The organism is Candidatus Dedyshia acidiphila (assembly GCF_051025295.1).
In the GTDB taxonomy this organism is placed as follows: Bacteria; Acidobacteriota; Terriglobia; order Terriglobales; family Acidobacteriaceae; genus KBS-83.
Window position 1 is genome coordinate 1 of record NZ_JBMGJV010000005.1, and the last position, 21,238, is coordinate 21,238.

Here is a 21,238-nt window from a genome sequence, read left to right on the forward strand (position 1 = left end):
AAAAAATACCGCATCGCCGTGCTGGCTCGCTCCCGCCCGCACCTCACGATGATTCTCGACCGTCTGCGGCGCGCAGAGATTCCCTTCCGCGGCGTGAAGCTGGACCTGCTGCGCGATCGGCAGGAAATTCTGGACCTGCTCTCGCTGTTGCGTGCGGTGCTGCATCCTGCGGATGCAGTGGCGTGGCTCGCAGTGCTGCGTGCTCCGTGGTGCGGCCTCACGCTGCCAGCGCTCCACACGATTCATGGCGATCTCGAAGGGGCACAGCGCGAGCAGCCCATGCCCGCACTCCTGCGCGAACGCATCGCGTTGCTCGAGTCGGACGATCAGCAGCGGGCGCTGCATGTGCTCACCACGCTCGAAGCTGCGGCTGCGGCCTACGCATCCGGCGCGCTCGCTGCGTCTCCGGCATCGTTCGCGCTGTGGCTCGAACGCACGTGGCACGCACTCGGCGCGCCGTTCTACATAGACGCGGAGGCGCGTGCCAACACAGAGGCGTTCTTCCGCATGCTGGCGGAGATGCCGCCACACTCCCTCGGCACGCTGGAGGCCTCATTCAACCGCAGGCTGGACACGCTTTACGCGGAGCCGGATCCCAGCGCGAGTGACACCTGCGGCGTGCAGGTGATGACGATCCACAGCGCGAAGGGCCTGGAGTTTGAAGTCGTCCTCGTGCCGGCTTTGCACAAGACCTCGAAGTTCGATGATCCGGCGCTCTTTCAGTGGCTGGTGCGCGAGCAGAACGACAGTCAGGAAGAAGAGCTGCTGCTGGCGCCTATCGGCGCGAAGATCGGCGACAAACCGGCGCTGTACGGCTGGGTAGGCAAGATGGCGGCGCGGCGGCAGCGCGAAGAGGAGAAGCGGCTGCTCTACGTGGCGTGCTCGCGCGCGATTCGCGAGCTGCACCTGTTCGCGGCGCTCGAGCGCAAAGCAAACGGAGAGCTGTGCGGACTACGGCCGGGCACGCTGCTGAAAGCAGGCTGGGGCGGCCTCGAAGAGCGCGTTCTGCGCGCTCTCGACTCAGCAGGCGCGACGAGACCGGCCCGCGTGTTCGTCATGCCTGCCAGCACAAATGGCGCGCCGCGCCAGAACGGCATCGTGTCGAGCATTGCTGCCGCTGCGCCGCGTCAGGTGCTGCACCGGCTGCCGTCCGATGCGATTCCCCATCGTGAGCTGGCGGCCGCGCCATCCGCCCAAGCGCACGCTGCGGCTCCTTACCCGTTTGCGAGCGGCGGCCGGCTTGCGCGCGTGCAGGGCCTGGTCCTGCATGCACTGCTGGAGCGGGCAGCGCAGGGCGGCAGCGGCGCGCGGCCGGACTGGTCGCGCCTCGCGCGCCTGCAACTGCGGCAGCATGGCTTGTCGTCAACCATGCAGGCAGAGGCGCTGCGCTTCGTGCTTGCCGGGATCACGCAAGCGCTGGCGGATGTGCATGGGCGATGGCTGCTCGACACACGTCACAGTGCGTGGAACGAATTTGCGTGGACGTCGTTCGGCGGCGATGCCAACCGGCTACTCCGGCAACGTCCGGATCGCGTCTTCCTGGGCGGATTTGCCCCGGGTGAGGCTGGCGCGGAGTATCTCTGGATCGTCGATTACAAGACAGGGATGCCGGCAGAGGGCGAGGAGCCGGCCGACTACGTCGCAGCAGCGCGCGAGCAGTATCGTGAGCAGCTCGAAAATTACAGCGCACTGTTACAAACTGCGTTGCCTGCGGAGGAAGCCGGACGGCGCGAGCATCGGCTGGCGCTCTACCATCCTCTACTGCCGTGGCTCGACTGGTGGCCCGCCTGAGTTAGAGTGCGCTCTGGTGGTGGCGCACATCCGCGCCGCGAATCCAGAAGATGACGTCCTCGGCGATGTTGGTTGCGTGGTCGGCAACGCGCTCCAGGTTGCGCGCGATGACCAGCGCATTCAGTGCCTGCGGCGTCAACGATGGCTGCTCCTTGATCAGTGTGGACAGCGAGTAGTACGCGCCCTCGTTGATCTTGTCGACCTGGTCATCCATGCGCAGCACTGATTCCGCCATCTCGGCGTCACCTTCGATGAAGGACTGCAGCGCCTTACGCACCATGGAAGACGCAAGCGAAGCCATGTGCGGAATGTCGACGGGCAGTTCGGCGGAGGCGAAGGCCTTGAGGTCGCTCACCCGCTCGGCGATGTTGACCGCCTGGTCGCCGACGCGCTCGAGATCGGCGTTGATCTTGATGACCGCGAGGATAAAGCGCAGGTCGATGGCCATCGGCTGCTCCATCGCGAGCAGATCGAGCGCCATCTGGTCGATCTCACGCTCCAGCCGGTTGATCGCCAGCTCGCCGCGCATGACGAGGTCGCAGATGGAGACGTCGCGCACACGATAGGCTTCGATCGCACGCTGGATGGCCTGTTCGGCCATACCCGCCATGACGAGCAGCTTCTCCTTGAGTGCGTCCAGGCTTTGATGGAAGCGGATACGCATCAGCCGAACCGCCCCGTGATGTAGTCCTCCGTGCGCTTGTCACGGGGGTTGGTGAAGATTTTGTGGGTCGAGTCGAACTCAACCAGCTTGCCGGTCAGGAAGAAGCCGGTGGTTTCGGCGACGCGCGCGGCCTGCTGCATGTTGTGCGTCACGATCACGATCGTGTACTGCGACTTGAGCTCGAAGATGAGGTCTTCAATCTTCGCGGTCGAGACCGGATCGAGCGCCGAGGCGGGCTCGTCCATCAGCAGCACTTCCGGATCGACTGCCAGCGCGCGGGCAATGCAGAGCCGCTGCTGCTGACCACCGGAGAGGCTGGCTCCGGATTTCTTCTTGAGGTCATCCTTGACCTCCTCCCACAGCGCGGACTGGCGCAGTGACCGCTCGACCACTTCATCGAGCACGCGGCGATTGCGGAAGCCATTCAGCTTGAGCCCCGAAGCAACGTTGTCGTAGATCGACATCGTGGGAAACGGATTCGGCCGCTGGAAGACCATGCCGACGCGGCGACGAATCTCGACCGGCGACGCTTCGGCATAGATGTCGACGTCGTTGATCAGAACCTTGCCCGTCGCTCGCGCGGCCGGGATGGTTTCATGCATGCGGTTAAGGCAACGCACAAAGGTCGACTTGCCACAGCCCGAGGGACCGATGAGCGCCGTCGCGTGGTTCGCCGGGATGTTGAGCTGAATGTCGTGAAGGGTGTGGTTCGTTCCGTACCACGCATTCAGATCGCTGACTGCAATGCCAACGCCCAAGCTAGCTAGCTCCCTTCAATGTGCCGCGGCTCACAACATAACGCACCAGTGCGACAGAGACGATAATCAGCGCGATCAGCACCAGGGCGCCTGCCCAGGCCAACCGATGCCACTCGTCGTAGGGGGAGACGGCATAGATAAAGATCTGCAGGGGCAGCGCAGCGATCGGCTCGTTCAGGCTGGTGCTGCGAAAGGCGTTGCCGAATGCGGTGAACAGGAGCGGCGCCGTTTCACCGGCAACGCGGGCGAACGCCAGCATGCAGCCGGTCACAATGCCGGCCGAGGCGGTGCGCAGCGTGATTGTCAGCGTGGAGCGCCATGAGGGCACACCCAGGCCGAGCGCGGCTTCGCGAATGGAATGCGGCACCAGCCGCAGCATCTCTTCGCTGGTGCGGGTCACGGTCGGCACCATCATGATGCCCAGCACAACGCCGCCGGCGAGCGCTGAAAAGTGCTTCTGCGGCAGGACGATCAGGGCGTAGACCGCGATGCCCATGACGATCGAGGGCACGCCGTTCAGCACGTCCGCGGTGAAGCGGACGATGTTCCCCATCCGCGATGTGCCGCCGTACTCTGCGAGATAGATGCCGGCGCCGATCCCGAGTGGGATACCGATGAGGCTCGCGATGCCGAGCACCACGCCCGAGCCGACGATGGCATTCTCCATGCCGCCGCCCTTTTCGCCGACCGGCACAGGAATCTTGGTGAAGAAGTCCCAGTTGAGTGAGCTGACGCCCTGCTTCAGGAGGTAGAACAGGATCGCGATCAGTGGCGTGATGACGACGATCGTCGCGGTAACCGCGAGCACCGCGACGATGCCGCTCGAGATGCGCCGGCGCACAACATTGGTGCGGGAAGCACGAAGCGGAGGACGAATGACGCTGGTAGCCATCAGGCAGCCCTCGCCGGCGCGCCGCGTGTCACGGCCCAGACCAGCAGACGCGCGCACGCGTTCACCACGATGGTGACCAGGAAGAGCGCAAGGCCGATCTCAATCAGCGCGCTCAGGTACATGTCGTCGGTGGCCTCACTGAACTCGTTCGCCAGCACGCTGGCCATGGTGTAACCGGGCGCGAGCAGCGACTTCGCGATCTCTGGCCGGTTGCCGATCACCATCGTGACCGCCATCGTCTCGCCCAGGGCGCGGCCAAGGCCCAGAATCACGGCGCCGACGATGCCGATGCGCGCGTTGCGCAACACGCCGATGCGGATCATCTCCCACCGCGTCGCGCCGAGCGCAAGCACTGCCTCACGCTGCACCATGGGCACAGAGAGCATCACTTCACGCGTGAGCGAGGAAATGATCGGCAGGATCATGATGGCCACGATGACGCCCGCGGAGAGCATGCTGTAGCCGGCATTGGGCGGCGAGAAGAACCCGGTCCAGCCGAGAAGCGCCATCAGCTTCGGATTCACGTCGTCGCGCAGGATCGGAATCAGTACGAAGATGGCCCACAGGCCGTAGACGACGCTTGGGATCGCAGCGAGCAGCTCGGTCAGGAACGAGAGCGGGGCGCGCAGCCAGCGCGGGCACATCTCTGTCAGGAAGATAGCGACGCCGAGCGCGAACGGCACAGAGATCAGCAGCCCGAGAAACGACGAGACCAGGGTGCCGTAGATGAAGGGCCAGGCGCCGAAGTTGCCGTTGACCGGATCCCAGGCCGAGCGGAAGAAGAAGCCGAGTCCGAACTTCGAGAGCGTCAGGTGCGAGCGCGACACCAGCTCGTACGCGATCAGGCCGACGATCGCGAAGATGCTGAGGGCGCAGAGCAGAACGATGGCGTGAAACGCACGATCCCCCGCGCCAGAGCCGCTACGACCGCGCAAGAACTTGCGAACGATCGAGGGTTCGCTCGGCGGGACGGGTGGTGTGTTCGCGACGAGCCCGGGACTCGGAATTCTGGGGGGCTGCGTCAACGCAGGTACCTGTGTTTTTTCGGCCACTCGAAAAGAGGCTACCCGGACTGAATGAACAGAAGATGAAAGGACTTACGGGCACATCGTAACGCAAACGAAGCGGCCGCCGATTTGCACCGGGAAGAAAAGAGAGGCGCCAGGGAGGCGCCTCTTGCGGAAAGATTGCGGTGGATCAGGGGCCCGAAGCTATTTCAGCTGGTTGATGGACGCCTTCACCTTGGTGACCACGCCGGCCGGGAGTGGCGCGTAATTGAGTGATGACGCTTCGCTCTCGTGCTCGAGCATCCAGCTCAGGAAGTCCTTGATGACCTTGCCCTTGGCCGCGTCCGCCGCCGGAGTCGGGACCAGTAGCCAGGTAAAGCTCGAGATCGGGTAGGCGTCCTTGCCCGGGGCATTCGTGATGGAGACGCGGTAGTCTGCCGGCATCTGCTTCACGCTGGCCGCAGCCGCGGTCACGTTGTCGATCGTGGGAGCCGGATAGGCGCCTGCGGAGTTCTTCACCAGGCCGGTCTCGATCTTGTTCTGAAGCGCGTAGATCAGCTCAACGTAGCCGATCGCGCCAGGCGTCTGCCGCACAATGCCGGCCACACCCTCGTTGCCCTTGCCGCCCAGGCCACGGGGCCAGCTCGGCGAGGTGCCCTTGCCGGGACCGTTCTTCCAGCTATCACTGACCTTCGAAAGGTAGTCGGTGAAGATGTAGGTCGTGCCGCTGCCGTCAGAGCGATGCACGACGAAGATCTCGCTGCTCGGCAGCTTGGCGCCGGGGTTTTCCTTCTCGATGCGCGGATCGTTCCAGGTGGTGATCTTGCCGAGGTAGATGTCAGCCAGCACGTCCGGTGGGAACTTCAGTCCACCCGGTACGCCCTGCAGGTTGTAAATCGGCACCACTGCGCCAAGCACTGTCGGGATGTGCTGGATCTTCACCTTGGAGGAGGCGATCTGCTCATCCGTCATCGGGCCGTCAGTGGCGCCGAAGTCGACCGTGCCAGCGGTCACCTGGCGGATGCCCGCGCCGGAACCGATCGGCTGATAGTTGATCTGCACACCGTTATGGCTGGCGCTGTACTCGCTGAACCACTTGGAATAGATCGGATTCGGAAATGTCGCGCCTGCGCCGTTCAGCTTCTGTGCATGCGCCACACCTGCCGACGCACAAATGCACAAAGCCGCCGCTGCAGCTAGAAAAGATTTCACTTAGGTCTGCCCCCTCGGAATAGTTGCCGCCACAATTCTTCCGGGCCCTCGTGAACGTCCGTTTACACAGACGTGAAAAACCCGAGAATGCCGCCGGCTTAGATGGCTGCGCTGTGGGGGGTCTCCACTTGCTGCGTCGTGAGGTAGCGATCCGCAACAGGCAGTGTGAACAGGAAGGTGGCGCCGTGGCCAAGCTCGCTTTCGACACGAATGTCGCCGCCGTGGACGTTGACTATATGTCGCGCAATCGACAGACCCAGCCCGGTGCCGCCCGACTCACGCGAGCGCGCCTTGTCTGCCCGATAGAAGCGTTCGAAAATGCGTCGCTGGTGTTCGAACGGCACCCCGGGCCCGAAGTCCTGGACATAGAACTCGACGCGGTCGTCGCGCCGGTGGGCCCCAAGGCGCAAGCGGCCTCCGCTGCGTCCGTACTTGGTTGCGTTCTCGACCAGGTTGCCGAAGACCTGCTGGAGCGCATCCGGATCGGCCAGGACGCTGTCGTTCACCGTCTCGCCGATCTCCATCTCCATGCCTGCGTCCTGCACGACCGGGGCGAGTGAGTCCGCGGCGTCCCGCACCAGCGCACTGGCCCGGAGTGGCTGCAGGCTGAGTTTGAAGTCCGCCGACTCGACCTGCGCCAAGGTCAGCAGGTCTTCCGTCAGGCGGTTCATGCGTCCGGCGTTCTTGAGGATGATGCCGAGAAACTCGCGCGCGATCGGGTCGAGCTGCTCCAGGTCAAGCAGGGCCTCGACGTAGCCGGAGATCGACGTCAGCGGGGTGCGCAGTTCGTGCGACACGTTGGCGACAAAGTCGCGGCGGGTGGTCTCCGCGCGCTCGATCTCGGTGATGTCCGACAGCACGCAAACCGCGCCACCGCCCGGCATGGGCGCGGCGTGCACTTCAAAGACCCGCCCCGGCGCAACGGCGGCGGCCCGCGCGCGAGCCGCTGTGTGTTCGCGCAATGCGGTTGTGACGCAGACCAGCACATCGGGATCACGCACGGTGTGGACCAGGGCTCGCCCCTCGCGAATGGGCTGCTGGGTGAGCCGCGTGATCGAGGCATTCGACCAGATGACCAGCCCCGTCTCGCTGACGGCGATGACCCCCTCCTGCATGCTGTCGAGCAGCGCTGTCAGGTCGCGGCGGCTGCTCTCGAGCGAGTGAAAGGTGGTCTCCAACCGGCTGGCGGTGGTGTCGAGCGCGCGGGCGACCACGGCGATCTCGTCGCGATCTGCTTCATCGATGCGCGCGGCCAGGTCGCCCGCGGCGATCCTCTCCGCAAAGGCGACGATGCGGCTCATACGGTTGGCCACGCGCTGTGCCATGGCCGCCGCCAGCAGTGTTGCCAGCAGCAGCGACACCAGGGACGCAAGCAGAATGTCCCGGCGCAGAAGGTGCAGCTTGCCCTGGATCTCTGCCAGGGGGTAGCCCATGCGGACAATCACGTCACCCTGCCGAACGCCGAGAAAAAGGGTGGCGAAACGAACGTCGCGCGCGACCCCGTCATGGTTACGCAGTGCGGCGACTCCGGGCACGGCATCCAACGCCTCATGTTCCCCGGAGTCGCCCGAACCAGCGTAGAGCGTTCCGTCGGCCGAGAACACGGCGATACGGGCATGCGACGCGGCGGAGGTGGCCGAGAGCAGCTGGGTCATCGCATCCGATGGCGCTGCTGTGGCGGGAACGCCGCTCGCGGCGCTCTGCCCTGTGTGGATCTGGCCCGAGTGACTGGGCCCCGGGTGACTGGTCACCGGATGAAGCTCTGTCGAGAACTGTGCGGCCAGGAAGCGCGCCTCACCCGTGAGCGCCTGCTCCACCTGCTCGCGCAGTGCATGATCGACGATCCTGCGGATCGAGAAGTCCAGGACCGCGGTGCAGATGGTCAGGACCAGCACGAAGGAGAAGAGCAGTTTCGAAAAGACGCTTCCGGTCATGCCCCGGCTCCCGGGCGGCAGACTGCGCGGCCGTCTTCAGGCGCGCGATGGCAAACGGATCGAACCGAGCCGCAGCAAACGCCCCCGACCTGTGCCGCTCTAGCTGGCTTTGGGCATCTCAAAGCGATACCCCGCACCGCGCACCGTCTTCAGATAGCGCGGGTTCTCCGGATCGCTCTCGATCTTCTCACGGATGCGCCGGACGTAAACATCGACAGAACGCGGCGTGACGAAGCGGGCATCGCCCCACACCGCATCGAGAAGATGGTCGCGGCTGAAGACGCGCCCCGGGTGGCGGGCCAGGTAGTCAAGCAGCCGGAACTCGGTCGCGGTCGTGGTGGTCAGTTCCCCGCGGACTTTGAGCTGCATCGCATTCGCGTCAATGATGACTTCTTCGAAGCTGATGATCGACGGAGTCGACGGGCGCTCGAACCGGCGCAGCACCGCTTTGACCCTGGCGACCAGTTCGCGCATGGCGAATGGCTTGGTGATGTAGTCGTCCGCCCCCAGCTCGAGGCCGAGGACGCGGTCGTTCTCACTGGCGCGCGCGGTAACGAAAATGATGGGCACGGTGCTGAGTCCGGGGTGCGCGCGCAGGCGCCGGCATACGTCGAGACCGTCGCCCCCCGGCACCATGATGTCCAGCAGAAACAGTGCAGGTGCCTGGCGCTCCGCATCGGGCAGCAGGTTGGTGGGCGTGGAGAAGGTGCGGACGCCAAAGCCGGCGGCCTCCAATTGATGCTGCACCAGGCGGGAGATATCCGGATCGTCTTCGAGTACGAAAATGGTCTGGCTCAAGAACTGTCCTTACAGCAAGATACCGGACGCAATCAGCCGTCTGGCGTGCCCCGCCCAGAGTACCCGATCCGCCCCGACACAATGCGAAAGGACGATGAATCGGCGGCCCTGTGTCCGTGCCCGGACTGGTACAGAAGTCGCAGATGAAGAACAAATGGCGAATGCTATACTCCGCAAACTAGATGACGGTTCGCAGCCTGAACCGACGACGAGGTCCCATGTGTCTCGGGTTCCAACGATCCTGTGTATTGATGACGAAGTGCTCGGGCTTGAGATCCGCAAGGTCGTCCTTGAGCGCGAGGGATATGTCGTCTATACCGCCTCGGATGGCCCGACCGGCATAAAGTTGTTCCGGCAGAACACGGTGGACGCGGTCGTGCTCGACTTCGCCATGCCAGGGATGAATGGTGCGGCTGTGGCGCAGGCTTTGCGGGAGATTCGGCCCACGATCCCCATCCTGCTGCTCTCGGCCTACCTGACGTTGCCTGAAGAGGTCCAGCGCATCGTCACCATGGTCGCGAACAAGGGCGACGGCGCCCTGATTTTGCTGCAGAACGTAAGAAAGTTGCTGGAAAGCAGCGGAGAGACCACATGACCGACTCCCCCGTCGGAGTACGCGAGTTCAACCGCATTGTCCGCACCACGCTCTTGGTGCCGGTGACGGTGCTCGCTGTACTCGCCGGGCTGCTGGTGTGGCAGGTGGGGGCGGCTCTTCACCTCCGGCAACAGTCAATCGTGAACTCCCGTACGGTCGATCAGTTGTTGAACATGCAGCAGCACATGATTGACCAGGAGACCGGTCTCCGGGCCTATCAGCTTACCGGTCTGCCTTCGGTCCTTGCACCGTACAACGCCGGGTCGCAGGCGCTCGAGTCGGATATGCAGCATCTGCAGCGCCTTTCCGCAGATGCCGGCGTTCCGCGAGCCCAGACCGCGCGCCTGGAGCAGGACGTCCACGCCTGGCAGAGCTGGGCGGCTACCGTGCTGGCACAACCAGCGCCGGCGCCGGAGGCGGTCGCCGCCGCGCTGACCGAGCAGGGCAAGGCCCTGATGGACACCCTTCGTCAGGATTTTGAAGCAGACATTCAGAACTCAGTCCGGCAGCGCGACGCCAGCGTGACACGACTGGATCAGCGCGTCAGTCGTTTCCTGCCCTTTGTCCTCGGCCTGGCGCTGGCCGGCGGCATCAGTATCGGGATCTTCGCCAGCAGCCGCCTGCAGCGCGTTTCAGATGCCTACGAAATGGCGCTCGGGCAGGTCAAGGAGCGCAATACGGAGCTTGCCGGAAGCAGTCAGTTGCTCTCGACCACACTCGAATCCATTGGCGATGCCGTGATCTCGCTCGACCGGCAGGGAAACATCCGTTTCATGAATAAGGTCGCGCAGAGGTTGTGCGGCTGGACGCTGAGCGAAGCTACCGGCCAGCCACTTGCCACTGTGCTGCACGTGACTCATCCGCAGACGCACCAGCCGCTTGGGGATTTGCTAGAAGACCTGGAGCGCTCAGGCGCCCTGACCCTGACCCAGGAGGGGACCCTGCTCTCGCGCGACCAGACTGAATATGCGGTCGATGCCAAGGCGTCCATCATTACCGACCAGGAGAGCCAGCCCGACGGAGCTGTCGTCGTCTTCCGTGATGTCACGGAGCTGCGCAAGGCCGAGGTCACGCTGATCGCGAACGAGAAGCTCGCGGTGACCGGCCGCCTGGCTGCGAGCATCGCGCACGAGATTCACAATCCGCTCGACTCGGTCGCCAATCTGCACTTCCTGATTGCCCAGGAGAACGATGCGCACCGGCGCAGCGACTACCTGAAGCTGGCGCAGCAGGAGCTGGCGCGCACGCTGCAGATCAGTCGCGCCATGCTGAGCCTCTACCGCGAATCGCCCATCCCGGTGCAGGTCAACCTGGAAGAGCTGATCAACAGCGTGCTGCTGCTGCTCGATCGCAAGCTGCGCGACCAGAACATCCACGTCGAGCAGAGCTACACGCATCCGGTACACGTCCACGGCTACCCGGGGGAGTTGCGGCAGGTGTTCACCAACCTGATTGCCAATGCCGGCGAAGCGGCTGGTCCCAATGGACATGTGCGCATCATCGTCCGCCCGGCGAGCCCGCTCGACGGCCGTGCCGGCACGATCGTCGAAATCGCCGACAGCGGTCGCGGCATCGCGCCGCATGTCGAGAAGAAGCTGTTCCAGCCCTTTATGACGACTAAGGGCGAACGCGGCACCGGACTCGGCCTCTGGGTCAGCCTCGGTATCGTGCAGAAGCATGGCGGCACGGTGCGCATCTCGAACGCCATGGATGGCGACCTACGTGGAGCTGTCGTCCGGGTCTACCTGCCGGAGCGCTCGAGCCAGACCAAACCGGACGAGGATCTCTCCGAGACGCCGCTGATCGCTCCGCCGTTTGAGACCGCCGACTACGCCTTCACAGCGAAGCCACAGGCAATGTCATAAGGTCGTCCACCAGGGCGACTTCCTTCTGCACGAAGGGCTCCGCGTACCGCACCCCAGCCAACTGACCATAGTGCCGCGCCTCGGCAAAAGTGCGCTCCCGAATCTCTTCCTCGGGAACAAACAGGCCGCTTCCCCGCTCCGCGTTCGCGTATTGCGAGCGGTAGGCCATCAGCGCGGCATAGCGCTGCTCGACGTAGGGCGTGATGTCCACGACAAAGCTGGGCCGGACATCGGCATAGAGGCTCGCATACACGACCTTGTAGGGCCGGTGCGGCGGTGCACCCGTATCCACCCGCGCGAGTCCACTGACGAAACAAGCCTCATAACCCAGCGTCGCGCTGGTGTAGTGGTCGGGGTGACGCCCCTGCCAGTATGGCAGGATCACCACGCGCGGCCGCAGTTCGCGCAGCACGCGGACGATCTTGATCCGGTTGTCCCAGGTGTTTTCGACGCGTCCGTCGGGGATGTCGAGGGCGTCACGCCAGCTCACACCCAGGATGCGGCCGGCGGCGGCGGCCTCGGCGGCGCGCTCCGCGGCTGAGCCACGCGTTCCGGCCTCGCCCTGCGTGAGGTCGAGGATACCGGTCTCCAGGCCCAGTGCCCGCATGCGCAGCAGCGTGCCGCCGCAGGTCTGCTCCACGTCGTCACGATGGGCCGCAATGGCCAGGATGTCGATGCGGGAGTGCGACGCTGGCGGCGGCTCTGGCATGGCGCTGCCCTAGTAGGTCGTGTTGTTTGCGTCCGAGGAGCCGTCCATGTAGGCGACATCCGAGACTGTGCCGGTCACGGTGACGTTCGTATTGTCGAGTTCCGTAAAGTCACCGGTGCGGTAGATGTGGACCTGCCCACCCTCGCCGACATAGATCTTGTGCAGGCCCTCGACATTGGCGATGCCCGTCAGGTCACCGATAAAGCGGTCGACCGTGACAGCGCCCCGCCCTTTCGTGGCGAGCGAGGCGAGATCGACCCGCGCCAGGCAGCCGAACTGGACGACGTTTCCGTTCGCATCGGGGATGCCGGCCTGGTTCTGCGCAAAGCGCTCCCCGCTCTGGCAGCGCTGTGAGCCGATCCAGAGCGTGTTGTCGTCGGCGAAGCTCATCTTGTTATGCGCACCGTCGCTGATCGAATACTGGCCCGTGACCTTGAACGCGTTGAGATCGACGACACTGAGTGCGCCGGCGAACAAGCCTGAGCCATTCAGGTCGGTCATGAGGTGCTGGCCTGCGACGTACATGGTCGTACCGCTCTGGATGGCGTTGGTCGCTCCGCCGGGCACAGGAAGCACGGTGCCGGCCTGCAGGTTCAGCCCGGAGGGGCCGCCCACGTTCGTGTTCAGGACGGAATTTGATACCGGAATTGTGACGATCCCGCCATTCGGCTGCGACCCGCCGCATTCCTGTCCGCAGTTCAAGACATAAATGCTCTGGCCATCCGACGAAAAGATGGCCTTGCGAGGCCGATCGAAGGCGCCGTTCGGGTCCTTCACTTGATTCACGCAGTACTTGGGCAGGCTCTGCGGCTCGCAGTCCTGGTAGCCCGCAGCCTGCCAGTCAGCGGGGTTGGCGTACTGGGTGGACTGTGCCTGCGTGAGTTTGAAGAGTGTGTAGACCAGATTGCTGTTCTGCACAAACCCTAGTACGAGCGTCGCATTCGCGTTCATCGAGACGCGATCGACGCTGGCGATGTTCATCAGCAATGGCTGGCCGACCGTGGGGTCGTAGACGAGCATGGCGCGACTGTTCTGCTCCGCGGCGACAAAGTAATCCAGCCGGTGCGAACCGTAGATGCTCGTTGCGATTGAGCTGCCGGAGACGACCGTGCTGCTCACCTTCTCCTGCGAGTAGTCGATCCCCACCAGAGTGCCATCGCCCGAGTTGTAGACCAGACCGACGCGCTCTTCTGGCAAATTCTGGATGCTGACAGGGTTTGATCCGCTGAACCCGCTGATCGAAAACTGTCCGTTGGGATTGTTGAAGGGGTGGCGGATGTCATAGTAGGCATCCATGAACTGCAGCGAGCCGACCGGATTATCGACGGCCACGAGCACACGCTGCGTGAGTCCGCTGGGGGGCAGTGTGCGCCCCGCGAAGTAGAAGTTTTTGCCGCATCCGAGCAGAGTGAACGAAACCAGCACCGCGACAACAGCAGCGGCAGCCAGGGACAGACGACTTCTCTTCTTCAAAATGCTTCGGACCTCAACCTTCAATTCGGCAATTTGTGTGCGGAAATCGCAGTATAGCAAAGGGTTTGGTGTTCCCGTGGCTGCTCGCTTAGCATGAGAGGATGTCACGGCTGACCACCCTCTTCTCCACCCGAACCATCCTGTGTGACGGGGCCATGGGGACATCGCTGTACAGCCGCGGCGTCTTCCTCAACAAGTGCTTCGACGAGTTGAACCTCACGCAGCCTGAACTGGTCCGCTCCGTGCACGAGGAGTACCTGCAGGCCGGTGCGGAGATCGTCGAGACCAACACCTTCGGCGCGAACAGCTTTCGGCTGGAGCGCTTCGGTCTCAAGGATAAGACGCGAGCCATCAACGAAGCGGGAGCACGGCTGGCGCGCGAAGCCGTGGCGCAGCTCGCGGACAAGCAGGCAGGCAGCGGATTCGTCGCCGGCTCGGTCGGTCCGCTCGGCGTTCGCCTGGAGCCGCTGGGAAAGACATCGCTCGACGAGGCACGTGCTGCGTTCGCGGAGCAGATTGCCGGACTGGTGGCTGGCGGTCCCGGGGTCGGCGTCGATGTCCTGGTGATTGAGACGATCTCAGCGATCAACGAAGCGGAGCAGGCGATCCACGCTGCACGCGAGGTCGCCGGCGACATCCCTGTGTTCGCGCTGGTGACCATCGACGAAGACGCGAACTGCCTCGACGGCACACCGGTAGAGATCGCGGCAGCCCGGCTGGCTGCTGCCGGTGCGGATGTGCTGGGGTGCAACTGCTCGACCGGGCCGGCTACGGTGCTGACCGGCATCGAGCGGATGCGCGCTGCTACCGATCTGCCACTGGCCGCGATGCCAAATGCCGGCATGCCGCGCAACGTGGATGGCCGCAACCTGTATCTCTGCTCGCCGGAGTACATGGCCAGCTTCGCGCGGAAATTCGTACGGGCGGGCGTTCAGTTTGTGGGCGGCTGCTGCGGCACCACACCGAACGACATCCGCGCCATGAAGTCCGCGATTCGCGCGATCGACGCACAGCGCACGACGGTGCCGCAGCAGGCGCGCGTGCCGATCGTGACTGAAACGCCACCTGCCCCGCTGGCCGATCGTTCAAACATCGGTGCGCTGGTTGCGGCGGGCGAGTTCATCACGATGGTCGAGATTGTGCCACCGCGCGGCATCGACTGCAGCAAAGAGATCGCGGGCGCGGGACTGCTTGCCGGCACCGGTATCCACGCGATCAACGTGCCGGACTCACCCCGCGCGTCGGCGCGCATGAGTGCGCAGAGCCTCTGCCTGCAGATCCAGCAGCACACCGGGATTGAGACGATCCTTCACTACACGTGCCGCGATCGCAATCTGCTGTCGATTCAGTCCGACCTGCTGGGCGCGTCCTCACTGGGGCTGCGCAATATCCTCTGCCTCACCGGCGATCCGCCGAAGCTCGGCAACTACCCGGACGCGACTGCAGTCTTCGACGTGGACGCGATCGGGCTGGTGAACGTCGTCAACCGGCTCAACCACGGGCTCGACATCGGCAGCAATCCGATCGGCGCTTCGACGGGCTTCACGCTGGGGGTGGCGGCAAACCCAGGTGTGCCGGACATCGAGAATGAGATTCGCCGCTTCGCGTACAAGGTCGAAGCAGGCGCGGAGTATGCGATCACGCAGCCGGTTTTCGATCTGCGCCTGCTCGAGAGCTTTTTGCGCCGTATCGAGAGTTTCCGCATTCCGGTCGTCGCGGGCATCTGGCCGCTCACCAGTCTGCGCAACGCTGAGTTCATGAGGAATGACCTGCGCGTCTCCATGCCTGAAGAGATCATGGCGCGGATGGCCGCGGCTGCAACGCCCGATGAAGCGCGCAGCGAGGGCATCCGGATCGCGCAGGAGATGCTGGCTGCCGCCCGACCGATGGTGCAGGGCGTGCAGGTTAGTGCGCCGTTCGGCCGTTACGCGCTCGCGGTCGAGATCGTGCAGCAGGTGCTGCCGTCCACCGCGTAGCACACGCAATCGAGCACGGGAGTTGATGTCGCCATGGCTACATTCGAAGAGTCGCTGAAACAGCTGGAGAGTATCGTCAAGGACCTGGAGAAGGGCGAGCTTCCACTCGAAGACTCAATCCGCCTGTTCGAGCAGGGCATCCACTTGTCCGCGGTGTGCAAAGAAGAGCTCGACGCCGCCGAGGGCAAGGTGCAGATCCTGCTGCGCCAGCGCGATGGGTCGGTGAAGGCAGAGCCCTTCCCACCGCAGAGCTAATCGTCACGGTCGCAGGCGCTTATTGACCCCGGCAGATGTACAGCCAGTCATCCGCAAAGCAGCGCATCTCCGGCCTCCCATCGGAGTGCAGTTCCCTCTCGACCTGTGCGGCAGACGAGCGATGGAACTCATCCTGAAAGACGACGAGGTCCGCGTGCCGCAGCAGGGTGTGCGCCCAGGCAGGGTCGCGATGCGCTCGCACGACCAGGTCCGGCAGTGCGTTGGTCGCACCGGGCACCACGGTGCCATCCAGCTCCGGCTGGCGCGTGTTGACGGGCATGGTCGCCATATCGAGGAATGGAGCGTCCAGCATCACGTCGCCGGCGCGGCGGATGAGTCGTACCCCGGACCACTCGAGCGGGCGGAAGCGCAATACCGGATCGGCCTGGTAGGGCGTCGCGGGAAGAAGGAGTGCGTTCACGTCTGTAGCCTGCACTGGAATGCGCTCCGCAATGGCTGCCCGGCGCGCGGTGGGAACGACCCGTTGTTGGGCCAGCACCAGCGTAACGACAAGTGCAAGCGCACTGGTGGCCATCACCAGGGAGCGCCAGCGCCGCGACAGAGGCGGCCCGCCAGAGGCTGAGGCCGCAACACCGCACCATGCAAGGATGAGCATGCGGGTGTTGAAGTAGTAGCCGCCATTCATCGTGTCCGGCAACGCCGGCAGCACCAGCAAAAAGAGCAGCGTGGCCATCGCAAGCGCGTCTACAGGGCGCCAGCCCCCGGCGCGGACACGCCAGGAGCGCAGAGTGAGGAAGACGCCGATCGCCATGCACCCGTAGAGCAGACCGGTGTAGACCAGCGTGGGGCCGGAGATGCGAGCGAAAAGCCCCAACCCGTACAAGGTGGCGAACTGCCGGAGGGCCAGCGTGACATGGATGTGATGGAGGAGATTGCTGCGCACCTTGTCACCCTGCGTGAACAGCGCGACATAGCTCATCAGTACGCAGGCTCCGGCCAGCGTCAGCAGGTCCAGCCGCCAGCCACGCCTGCGCTCCGCAGCCGCAGCGTCAGCCGGTCCGAAGCGTCTTCCCGAGAGGTCGATAGCGCACACGGCCAGCAGCGCAACCAGCGGAACAGGGTGCGCCAGCACAACGGCAGCAACCAGCAGCAGAAAGACCGGGCGCCGATACCGGCTGTGCGCAAACCAGACGGCCAGTGCCACCATCGTGATCCCGACCGAGAGCACGTAATTCTGGAAGCCCATGAAGAGTGGCCAGTTCAGGAGCACCGGAAGGATGAGGAACGAGGTGATGGCGCCGTTCTTTCCTGCCGCCGTGCACAACGCGCGAAAACCCGCGGCGAGCGTCACGACGATGATCGCAGCGACTAGCTTCTCCACCAGAACCGCGGGGAAGACCGCGAGCAGCACGATCAGCAGGTAGTAGTAGAGGCTGTAGGGCGGCAGCACATGGCGGATGACGAACGCGGCGGTCAGCGGGCCATGCGCGCCGTGGAGCAGCTTGGCCAGCACGGTCGCGTAGTAGAGATGCACCGGGCCGTCCTCGCTGGGAAACACTGGAAGCAGCAGGATCCAGACACAAGACGCGAGCACTCCAGCCCAGAAGAGCAGGCTGTCGGGGAGCGGATGTGTCGTGGGCTTGGCTGCGGCAGTATTGCTGAGCTGGGAGCCGCCGATTCGGGGATCACTTCGAAGCTGGGAGGACACCCACGCCAGGCGAGCTGTGGAATCTTTGTGCAATCCGTCCTCACTGGCTGGTGGTGGGGTCATCGATCGCCGCCTTCCGGAGGAAGACGGACGGCCCGGTCATCGGGTTACAATCCCGCATCCGGGCAAACGTTCTCTGAGGGCCTGCCCGAGTCCTGAACGGCGAGGTCTCGCAAACCGATGCATCGAGCTGCCCTGTGCGCTTTTCTCTCTATCACTCTGTTTGGATGCGTCGCAGCCAGCGCGCAGAATACGCCGGCGGCCACTCTCACGCTCGACGTAGCGCATGCGCGCGGCCAGGTCAGTCCCATGCTTTATGGGCTGATGACGGAAGAGATTAATCATGCGTTTGACGGCGGACTGTATGCCGAGATGGTGCGCGATCGGGCGATGACCGACCACGCGTTCGGGCCGCATGGCTGGCTGGCTCTTGAGCAGGGCCACGCACGCGCCACTCTGCTCGACGACCAGAAGAGCGGGCCGAGCCAGGTGCTTACAGATAGCCTGCGCGTCACCATTACGGTGGCGGATACAGACAATCTGGCTGGTGTAACGAACACCGGCTTCTGGGGCATGGCGGTGCAGCCGCAGACTGAGTACAAGGGCTCGTTCTATGCGAAGGCAGACCACGCGTGGAGCAGCCCGTTGGCGGCGCGCCTGGTGAGCGACCGTACCGGAGCCGTGCTGGCGAAGGCGACTGTCTCTGGCGTGGGCACCGGTTGGCAGCGTTACACGTTCACGCTGCACACCAGCAATGTACCGGATGTGTCAGTCCAGAACCATCTCGAGCTAGCAGCCAGCGAACCGGGCAGCCTGTGGTTCTCGCTCGTCTCGCTCTTTCCGCCTACCTACAAGTCGCGCCTAAATGGATTCCGTCCTGACCTGATGGAGAAGCTCGACGCGCTGCACCCGGCGTTCCTGCGGCTGCCCGGCGGCAACTACCTTGAGGGCGATCACATCAAGGAGCGCTTCGAGTGGAAGCAGACCATCGGCCCGTGGGTAGACCGGCCCACGCATCGCAGTCCCTGGAACTACCAGTCCTCCGACGGCATGGGCCTGCTCGAAATGCTCGAGTGGTGTGAAGACCTGCACATGGAGCCGGTGCTCGCCGTGTATGCCGGCTACTCGTTGCAGCAGGAGCATGTGGACCCGGGCTCGACGCTCGAGCCGTATGTGAAGGATGCGCTGGAAGAGATCGAATATGTAACCGGCGATGTGCACACCAAATGGGGTGCGGTGCGAGTGCGCGACGGTCATCCCGCGCCCTTTGCCGTACGCTATGTCGAGATCGGCAACGAGGATGAGTTCGACAAGTCGCATAGCTACGACGGTCGCTACGCGCAGTTCTATAAAGCCATCAAGGCCAGCTACCCGCAGCTCCAGCTCATCGCAACGACCGACGTACACAGCGTGAAGCCGGATGTGATCGACGAGCACTTCTACCGCTCGGCCAACGAGTTCTTCGCCGATGCTCACCACTACGACAAGACGGACCGCAACGGACCGAAGATCTTTGTCGGTGAGTGGGCCACGAACGAGGGCTCTCCCACGCCGGACCTGGGCGCCGCACTAGCGGACGCGGCGTGGCTCACCGGTCTCGAGCGGAACAGCGATCTCGTCATCATGGCCTCATACGCGCCACTGTTCGCAAACGTGAATCCAGAGGCCTCGCAGTGGTTCACGAACCTGATCGGCTACGACGCACTGTCGAGCTTCGGCTCGCCGAGCTACTACGCGCAGGTGATGTTCGGTGCACACGTCGGCAAGGAGATCGTGGATGCCAAGATAGACGGCGGCAATCCTCGCTTCTTCAGCTCGGCAACGCGCGATCCGCAGACGGGGCTGCTCTACCTGAAGCTGGTGAATGGCTCGTCGGTGCCGCAGGGAGTCAGCATTCATGTGAACGGGGCGAAGGACATCGCCGCGCAGGCCGACGTCACTACCCTTGCCGGGCACTCACCGCAGGAGACGAATACGGTGGCCGATCCGCGCCGCATTGTGCCCGCGAACTCGACCCGCAGCGGTGTCGGCGCGGCGTTCGATCACACGGTGCCGGCGTACAGTGTGCAGCTCATCCAGCTTCACGCGCGCTGAGTTATGAGCGTTCAGCAAGGGCGGCGCGCCTGCGCAGCAGGAGATAGATGGGCACGCCGCTCGCGATGATCAGCAGACCCGGCCATGTTGTCGTCGTGCGATAGATGAACAGGACAACCAGGATGACGGAAGCGCCGACGATGTAGAGCCCCGGCAGCCATGGGTAGCCCCAGGCGCGGTACGGACGGTTCGCATCCGGACGCGTGCGGCGGAGGCGGAACAGTCCAGCGACGGTGAGGATGTAAAACAGAAGCGCGGCCGAGATCACGTAATCGAGCAGGTTGCTATAAAGATTGCCATACGCGCCGGTGACACGGTCGTGCGTGCGCGGAAGCACCAGAAAGGCCGACCAGAAGCATTGGATCGCGAGCGCCCAGCCTGGCACACGCGCCTTGTTCAGCAGGCCGGCGCGGCGAAAGAATAGTCCATCCTGCGCCATCGCGAAGCACGCACGCGCCCCGGCGAGCGTTAGCGCATTCACCGTGCCGAAGGTGGAAACCATGATCAGCCCGGCCATCAGGGCGGCGCCCAGCCCGGGCAGCGCTGCATTCACAGTGAGGGTGGCAACGCGATCCTGCGGCGCTGTCTGTATGGAGTGCAGCGAGAGCGCCGACAAGTAGCACAGATTGCACAGCAGGTAGAAGACGGTAACGCTGCCCGTGCCAATCGCCAGTGCGAGCGGCAGGTTGCGCTTGGGGTTGTGGACCTCGCCGGCGACAAACGTGATGTCATGCCACGCATCGGCGGAGAAGAGCGAGCCCGTCTGCGAAACGCAGAGCGCGATGAACAGCCCGAAGGCGGTCGTGGCTTCGAGTCCGTGGATCGGCGTGACGTCGACCGGGTGCCACGGATGTGCGAAGTTCGCCAGCAGGATGGCCGGGTGTGTGTACGCGACGACGGCCCCCAGCACCAGCAGTGCAGCCATGCCGCCCAGCTTCGCCACCGTGAAGACGTTCTGGATGAGCTTGCCCCAGCGGACCCCATAGCTATTGAAGAAGGCGATCAGCACAATCACAGCGACGGCCAGCAACTGCGCGGTCGAGAGTGAGAGCGCATACCCAGGCACGATTTCAACCGGCCGCATGAGGTAGCGGTCTTCGCGTATGCCGGGCAGCAGCACACCGCTGAACCGCGCGAACGCAATGCCAACGGCGGCGATGGTGCCTGTCTGGATCACGGTGAGCAGCGTCCAGCCGTAGAGGAAGCCGAGCCACGGCGAGAACGCTTCGCGCAGGTAAACGTACATGCCGCCGGCCTCGGGCATCATCGCCGCAAGTTCGCCGTAAGACAGCGCCCCCGCCACCGTTAGAACGCCGGTGATGACCCACCCGACCAGCAGCCAGCCGGAGCTGCCGAGCAGGCGCGTGATCTCCGCGCTGACGATGAAGATGCCGGAGCCGATCATGACGCCGGCCACGACCATGGTCGAGTCGAACAGCCCGAGCGCGCGATGGAACTCGGTTGGCGGATCGACTTGGGTGTCGCTTTGGGTGTCGCTGACTACTGGCAGGTCAGGCTCAGGCATGCAGTCGGGGGTCCTTCTCGC

General features: G+C 64.1%; 16 protein-coding genes and 1 pseudogene. 6 read left to right on the forward strand and 11 right to left on the reverse strand.

Annotated features, from left to right (window positions below; all coding sequences use genetic code 11):
• Positions 1-1,791, forward strand: a 1,791-nt coding sequence (locus AC5IJH_RS03210; RefSeq protein ID WP_491901355.1) for a 3'-5' exonuclease, incomplete at its 5' end; no start/stop codon positions are given.
• A gap of 1 nt (position 1,792) precedes the next feature.
• On the opposite strand, the gene phoU is transcribed toward AC5IJH_RS03210, so the two are convergent.
• The 7 genes from phoU to AC5IJH_RS03245 all read right to left on the reverse strand — a co-directional run bounded on the left by phoU (position 1,793) and on the right by AC5IJH_RS03245 (position 9,056).
• Positions 1,793-2,455: a phosphate signaling complex protein PhoU gene (phoU, locus tag AC5IJH_RS03215; protein WP_491901356.1), complete on the reverse strand. Its 663-nt coding sequence runs from the start codon at positions 2,453-2,455 to the stop codon at positions 1,793-1,795.
• The gene (gene pstB, locus AC5IJH_RS03220; RefSeq protein WP_491901357.1) at positions 2,455-3,213 is read right to left on the reverse strand and encodes a phosphate ABC transporter ATP-binding protein PstB; all 759 of its coding nucleotides are present in this window, start codon (positions 3,211-3,213) and stop codon (positions 2,455-2,457) included. The genes phoU and pstB overlap by 1 nt, the downstream gene beginning before the upstream one ends.
• A 1-nt stretch (position 3,214) precedes the next feature.
• Positions 3,215-4,105, reverse strand: a complete 891-nt coding sequence (gene pstA, locus AC5IJH_RS03225; RefSeq protein ID WP_491901358.1) for a phosphate ABC transporter permease PstA — start codon at positions 4,103-4,105, stop codon at positions 3,215-3,217.
• Complete coding sequence (gene pstC, locus AC5IJH_RS03230; protein WP_491901494.1) at positions 4,105-5,130, reverse strand: phosphate ABC transporter permease subunit PstC; 1,026 nt, start codon at positions 5,128-5,130, stop codon at positions 4,105-4,107. The genes pstA and pstC overlap by 1 nt, the downstream gene beginning before the upstream one ends.
• Before the next feature lie 186 nt (positions 5,131-5,316).
• Complete coding sequence (gene pstS, locus AC5IJH_RS03235; RefSeq protein WP_491901359.1) at positions 5,317-6,270, reverse strand: phosphate ABC transporter substrate-binding protein PstS; 954 nt, start codon at positions 6,268-6,270, stop codon at positions 5,317-5,319.
• 152 nt (positions 6,271-6,422) lie between these two features.
• Complete coding sequence (locus tag AC5IJH_RS03240) at positions 6,423-8,258, reverse strand: sensor histidine kinase (RefSeq protein WP_491901360.1); 1,836 nt, start codon at positions 8,256-8,258, stop codon at positions 6,423-6,425.
• A gap of 99 nt (positions 8,259-8,357) precedes the next feature.
• Positions 8,358-9,056, reverse strand: coding sequence for a winged helix-turn-helix domain-containing protein (locus tag AC5IJH_RS03245; protein ID WP_491901361.1), 699 nt, complete (start codon positions 9,054-9,056; stop codon positions 8,358-8,360).
• Between the two features lie 220 nt (positions 9,057-9,276).
• Between AC5IJH_RS03245 and AC5IJH_RS03250 the strand changes: the two genes are divergently transcribed.
• Both AC5IJH_RS03250 and AC5IJH_RS03255 read left to right on the forward strand, forming a co-directional pair.
• The gene (locus AC5IJH_RS03250; RefSeq protein WP_491901362.1) at positions 9,277-9,651 is read left to right on the forward strand and encodes a response regulator; all 375 of its coding nucleotides are present in this window, start codon (positions 9,277-9,279) and stop codon (positions 9,649-9,651) included.
• On the forward strand, positions 9,648-11,516 hold the full coding sequence (locus AC5IJH_RS03255) for an ATP-binding protein (RefSeq protein WP_491901363.1): 1,869 nt from the start codon (positions 9,648-9,650) through the stop codon (positions 11,514-11,516). Before AC5IJH_RS03250 ends, AC5IJH_RS03255 begins: the two co-directional genes overlap by 4 nt.
• On the opposite strand, the gene bshB1 is transcribed toward AC5IJH_RS03255, so the two are convergent.
• Together bshB1 and AC5IJH_RS03265 are read right to left on the reverse strand one after the other, a co-directional pair.
• Positions 11,488-12,225, reverse strand: a complete 738-nt coding sequence (gene bshB1, locus AC5IJH_RS03260; protein WP_491901364.1) for a bacillithiol biosynthesis deacetylase BshB1 — start codon at positions 12,223-12,225, stop codon at positions 11,488-11,490. The genes AC5IJH_RS03255 and bshB1 overlap by 29 nt on opposite strands.
• Positions 12,226-12,234: 9 nt before the next feature.
• The gene (locus AC5IJH_RS03265; RefSeq protein ID WP_491901365.1) at positions 12,235-13,698 is read right to left on the reverse strand and encodes a hypothetical protein; all 1,464 of its coding nucleotides are present in this window, start codon (positions 13,696-13,698) and stop codon (positions 12,235-12,237) included.
• A 101-nt stretch (positions 13,699-13,799) separates the two neighbouring features.
• Here AC5IJH_RS03265 and AC5IJH_RS03270 point away from each other — a divergent pair, with 101 nt between their 5' ends.
• Both AC5IJH_RS03270 and xseB read left to right on the forward strand, forming a co-directional pair.
• Positions 13,800-15,674, forward strand: a complete 1,875-nt coding sequence (locus AC5IJH_RS03270; RefSeq protein ID WP_491901366.1) for a bifunctional homocysteine S-methyltransferase/methylenetetrahydrofolate reductase — start codon at positions 13,800-13,802, stop codon at positions 15,672-15,674.
• Positions 15,675-15,701: 27 nt separating this feature from the next.
• A pseudogene (xseB, locus tag AC5IJH_RS03275) lies at positions 15,702-15,929 on the forward strand (exodeoxyribonuclease VII small subunit); the annotation flags it as partial.
• 19 nt (positions 15,930-15,948) lie between these two features.
• Here xseB and AC5IJH_RS03280 read toward each other — a convergent pair.
• Positions 15,949-17,598, reverse strand: a complete 1,650-nt coding sequence (locus tag AC5IJH_RS03280; RefSeq protein ID WP_491901367.1) for a hypothetical protein — start codon at positions 17,596-17,598, stop codon at positions 15,949-15,951.
• Positions 17,599-17,778: 180 nt separating this feature from the next.
• Here AC5IJH_RS03280 and AC5IJH_RS03285 point away from each other — a divergent pair, with 180 nt between their 5' ends.
• On the forward strand, positions 17,779-19,692 hold the full coding sequence (locus AC5IJH_RS03285) for an alpha-L-arabinofuranosidase family protein (protein WP_491901368.1): 1,914 nt from the start codon (positions 17,779-17,781) through the stop codon (positions 19,690-19,692).
• A 1-nt stretch (position 19,693) separates the two neighbouring features.
• Here the strand turns inward: AC5IJH_RS03285 and AC5IJH_RS03290 are convergent, their stop codons facing one another.
• Complete coding sequence (locus tag AC5IJH_RS03290; protein ID WP_491901369.1) at positions 19,694-21,217, reverse strand: APC family permease; 1,524 nt, start codon at positions 21,215-21,217, stop codon at positions 19,694-19,696.
• Positions 21,218-21,238 lie beyond the last annotated feature (21 nt).

What these genes read in the sequence shown, in the direction of transcription:
- phoU (WP_491901356.1), bottom strand. Translation starts at nt 2,455, where the DNA reads ATGCGTATCCGCTTCCATCAAAGCCTGGACGCACTCAAGGAGAAGCTG.
- bshB1 (WP_491901364.1), bottom strand. Translation starts at nt 12,225, where the DNA reads ATGCCAGAGCCGCCGCCAGCGTCGCACTCCCGCATCGACATCCTGGCC.
- AC5IJH_RS03255 (WP_491901363.1), top strand. Translation starts at nt 9,648, where the DNA reads ATGACCGACTCCCCCGTCGGAGTACGCGAGTTCAACCGCATTGTCCGC.
- pstA (WP_491901358.1), bottom strand. Translation starts at nt 4,105, where the DNA reads ATGGCTACCAGCGTCATTCGTCCTCCGCTTCGTGCTTCCCGCACCAAT.
- AC5IJH_RS03285 (WP_491901368.1), top strand. Translation starts at nt 17,779, where the DNA reads ATGCATCGAGCTGCCCTGTGCGCTTTTCTCTCTATCACTCTGTTTGGA.
- AC5IJH_RS03290 (WP_491901369.1), bottom strand. Translation starts at nt 21,217, where the DNA reads ATGCCTGAGCCTGACCTGCCAGTAGTCAGCGACACCCAAAGCGACACC.
- AC5IJH_RS03240 (WP_491901360.1), bottom strand. Translation starts at nt 8,258, where the DNA reads ATGACCGGAAGCGTCTTTTCGAAACTGCTCTTCTCCTTCGTGCTGGTC.
- AC5IJH_RS03270 (WP_491901366.1), top strand. Translation starts at nt 13,800, where the DNA reads ATGTCACGGCTGACCACCCTCTTCTCCACCCGAACCATCCTGTGTGAC.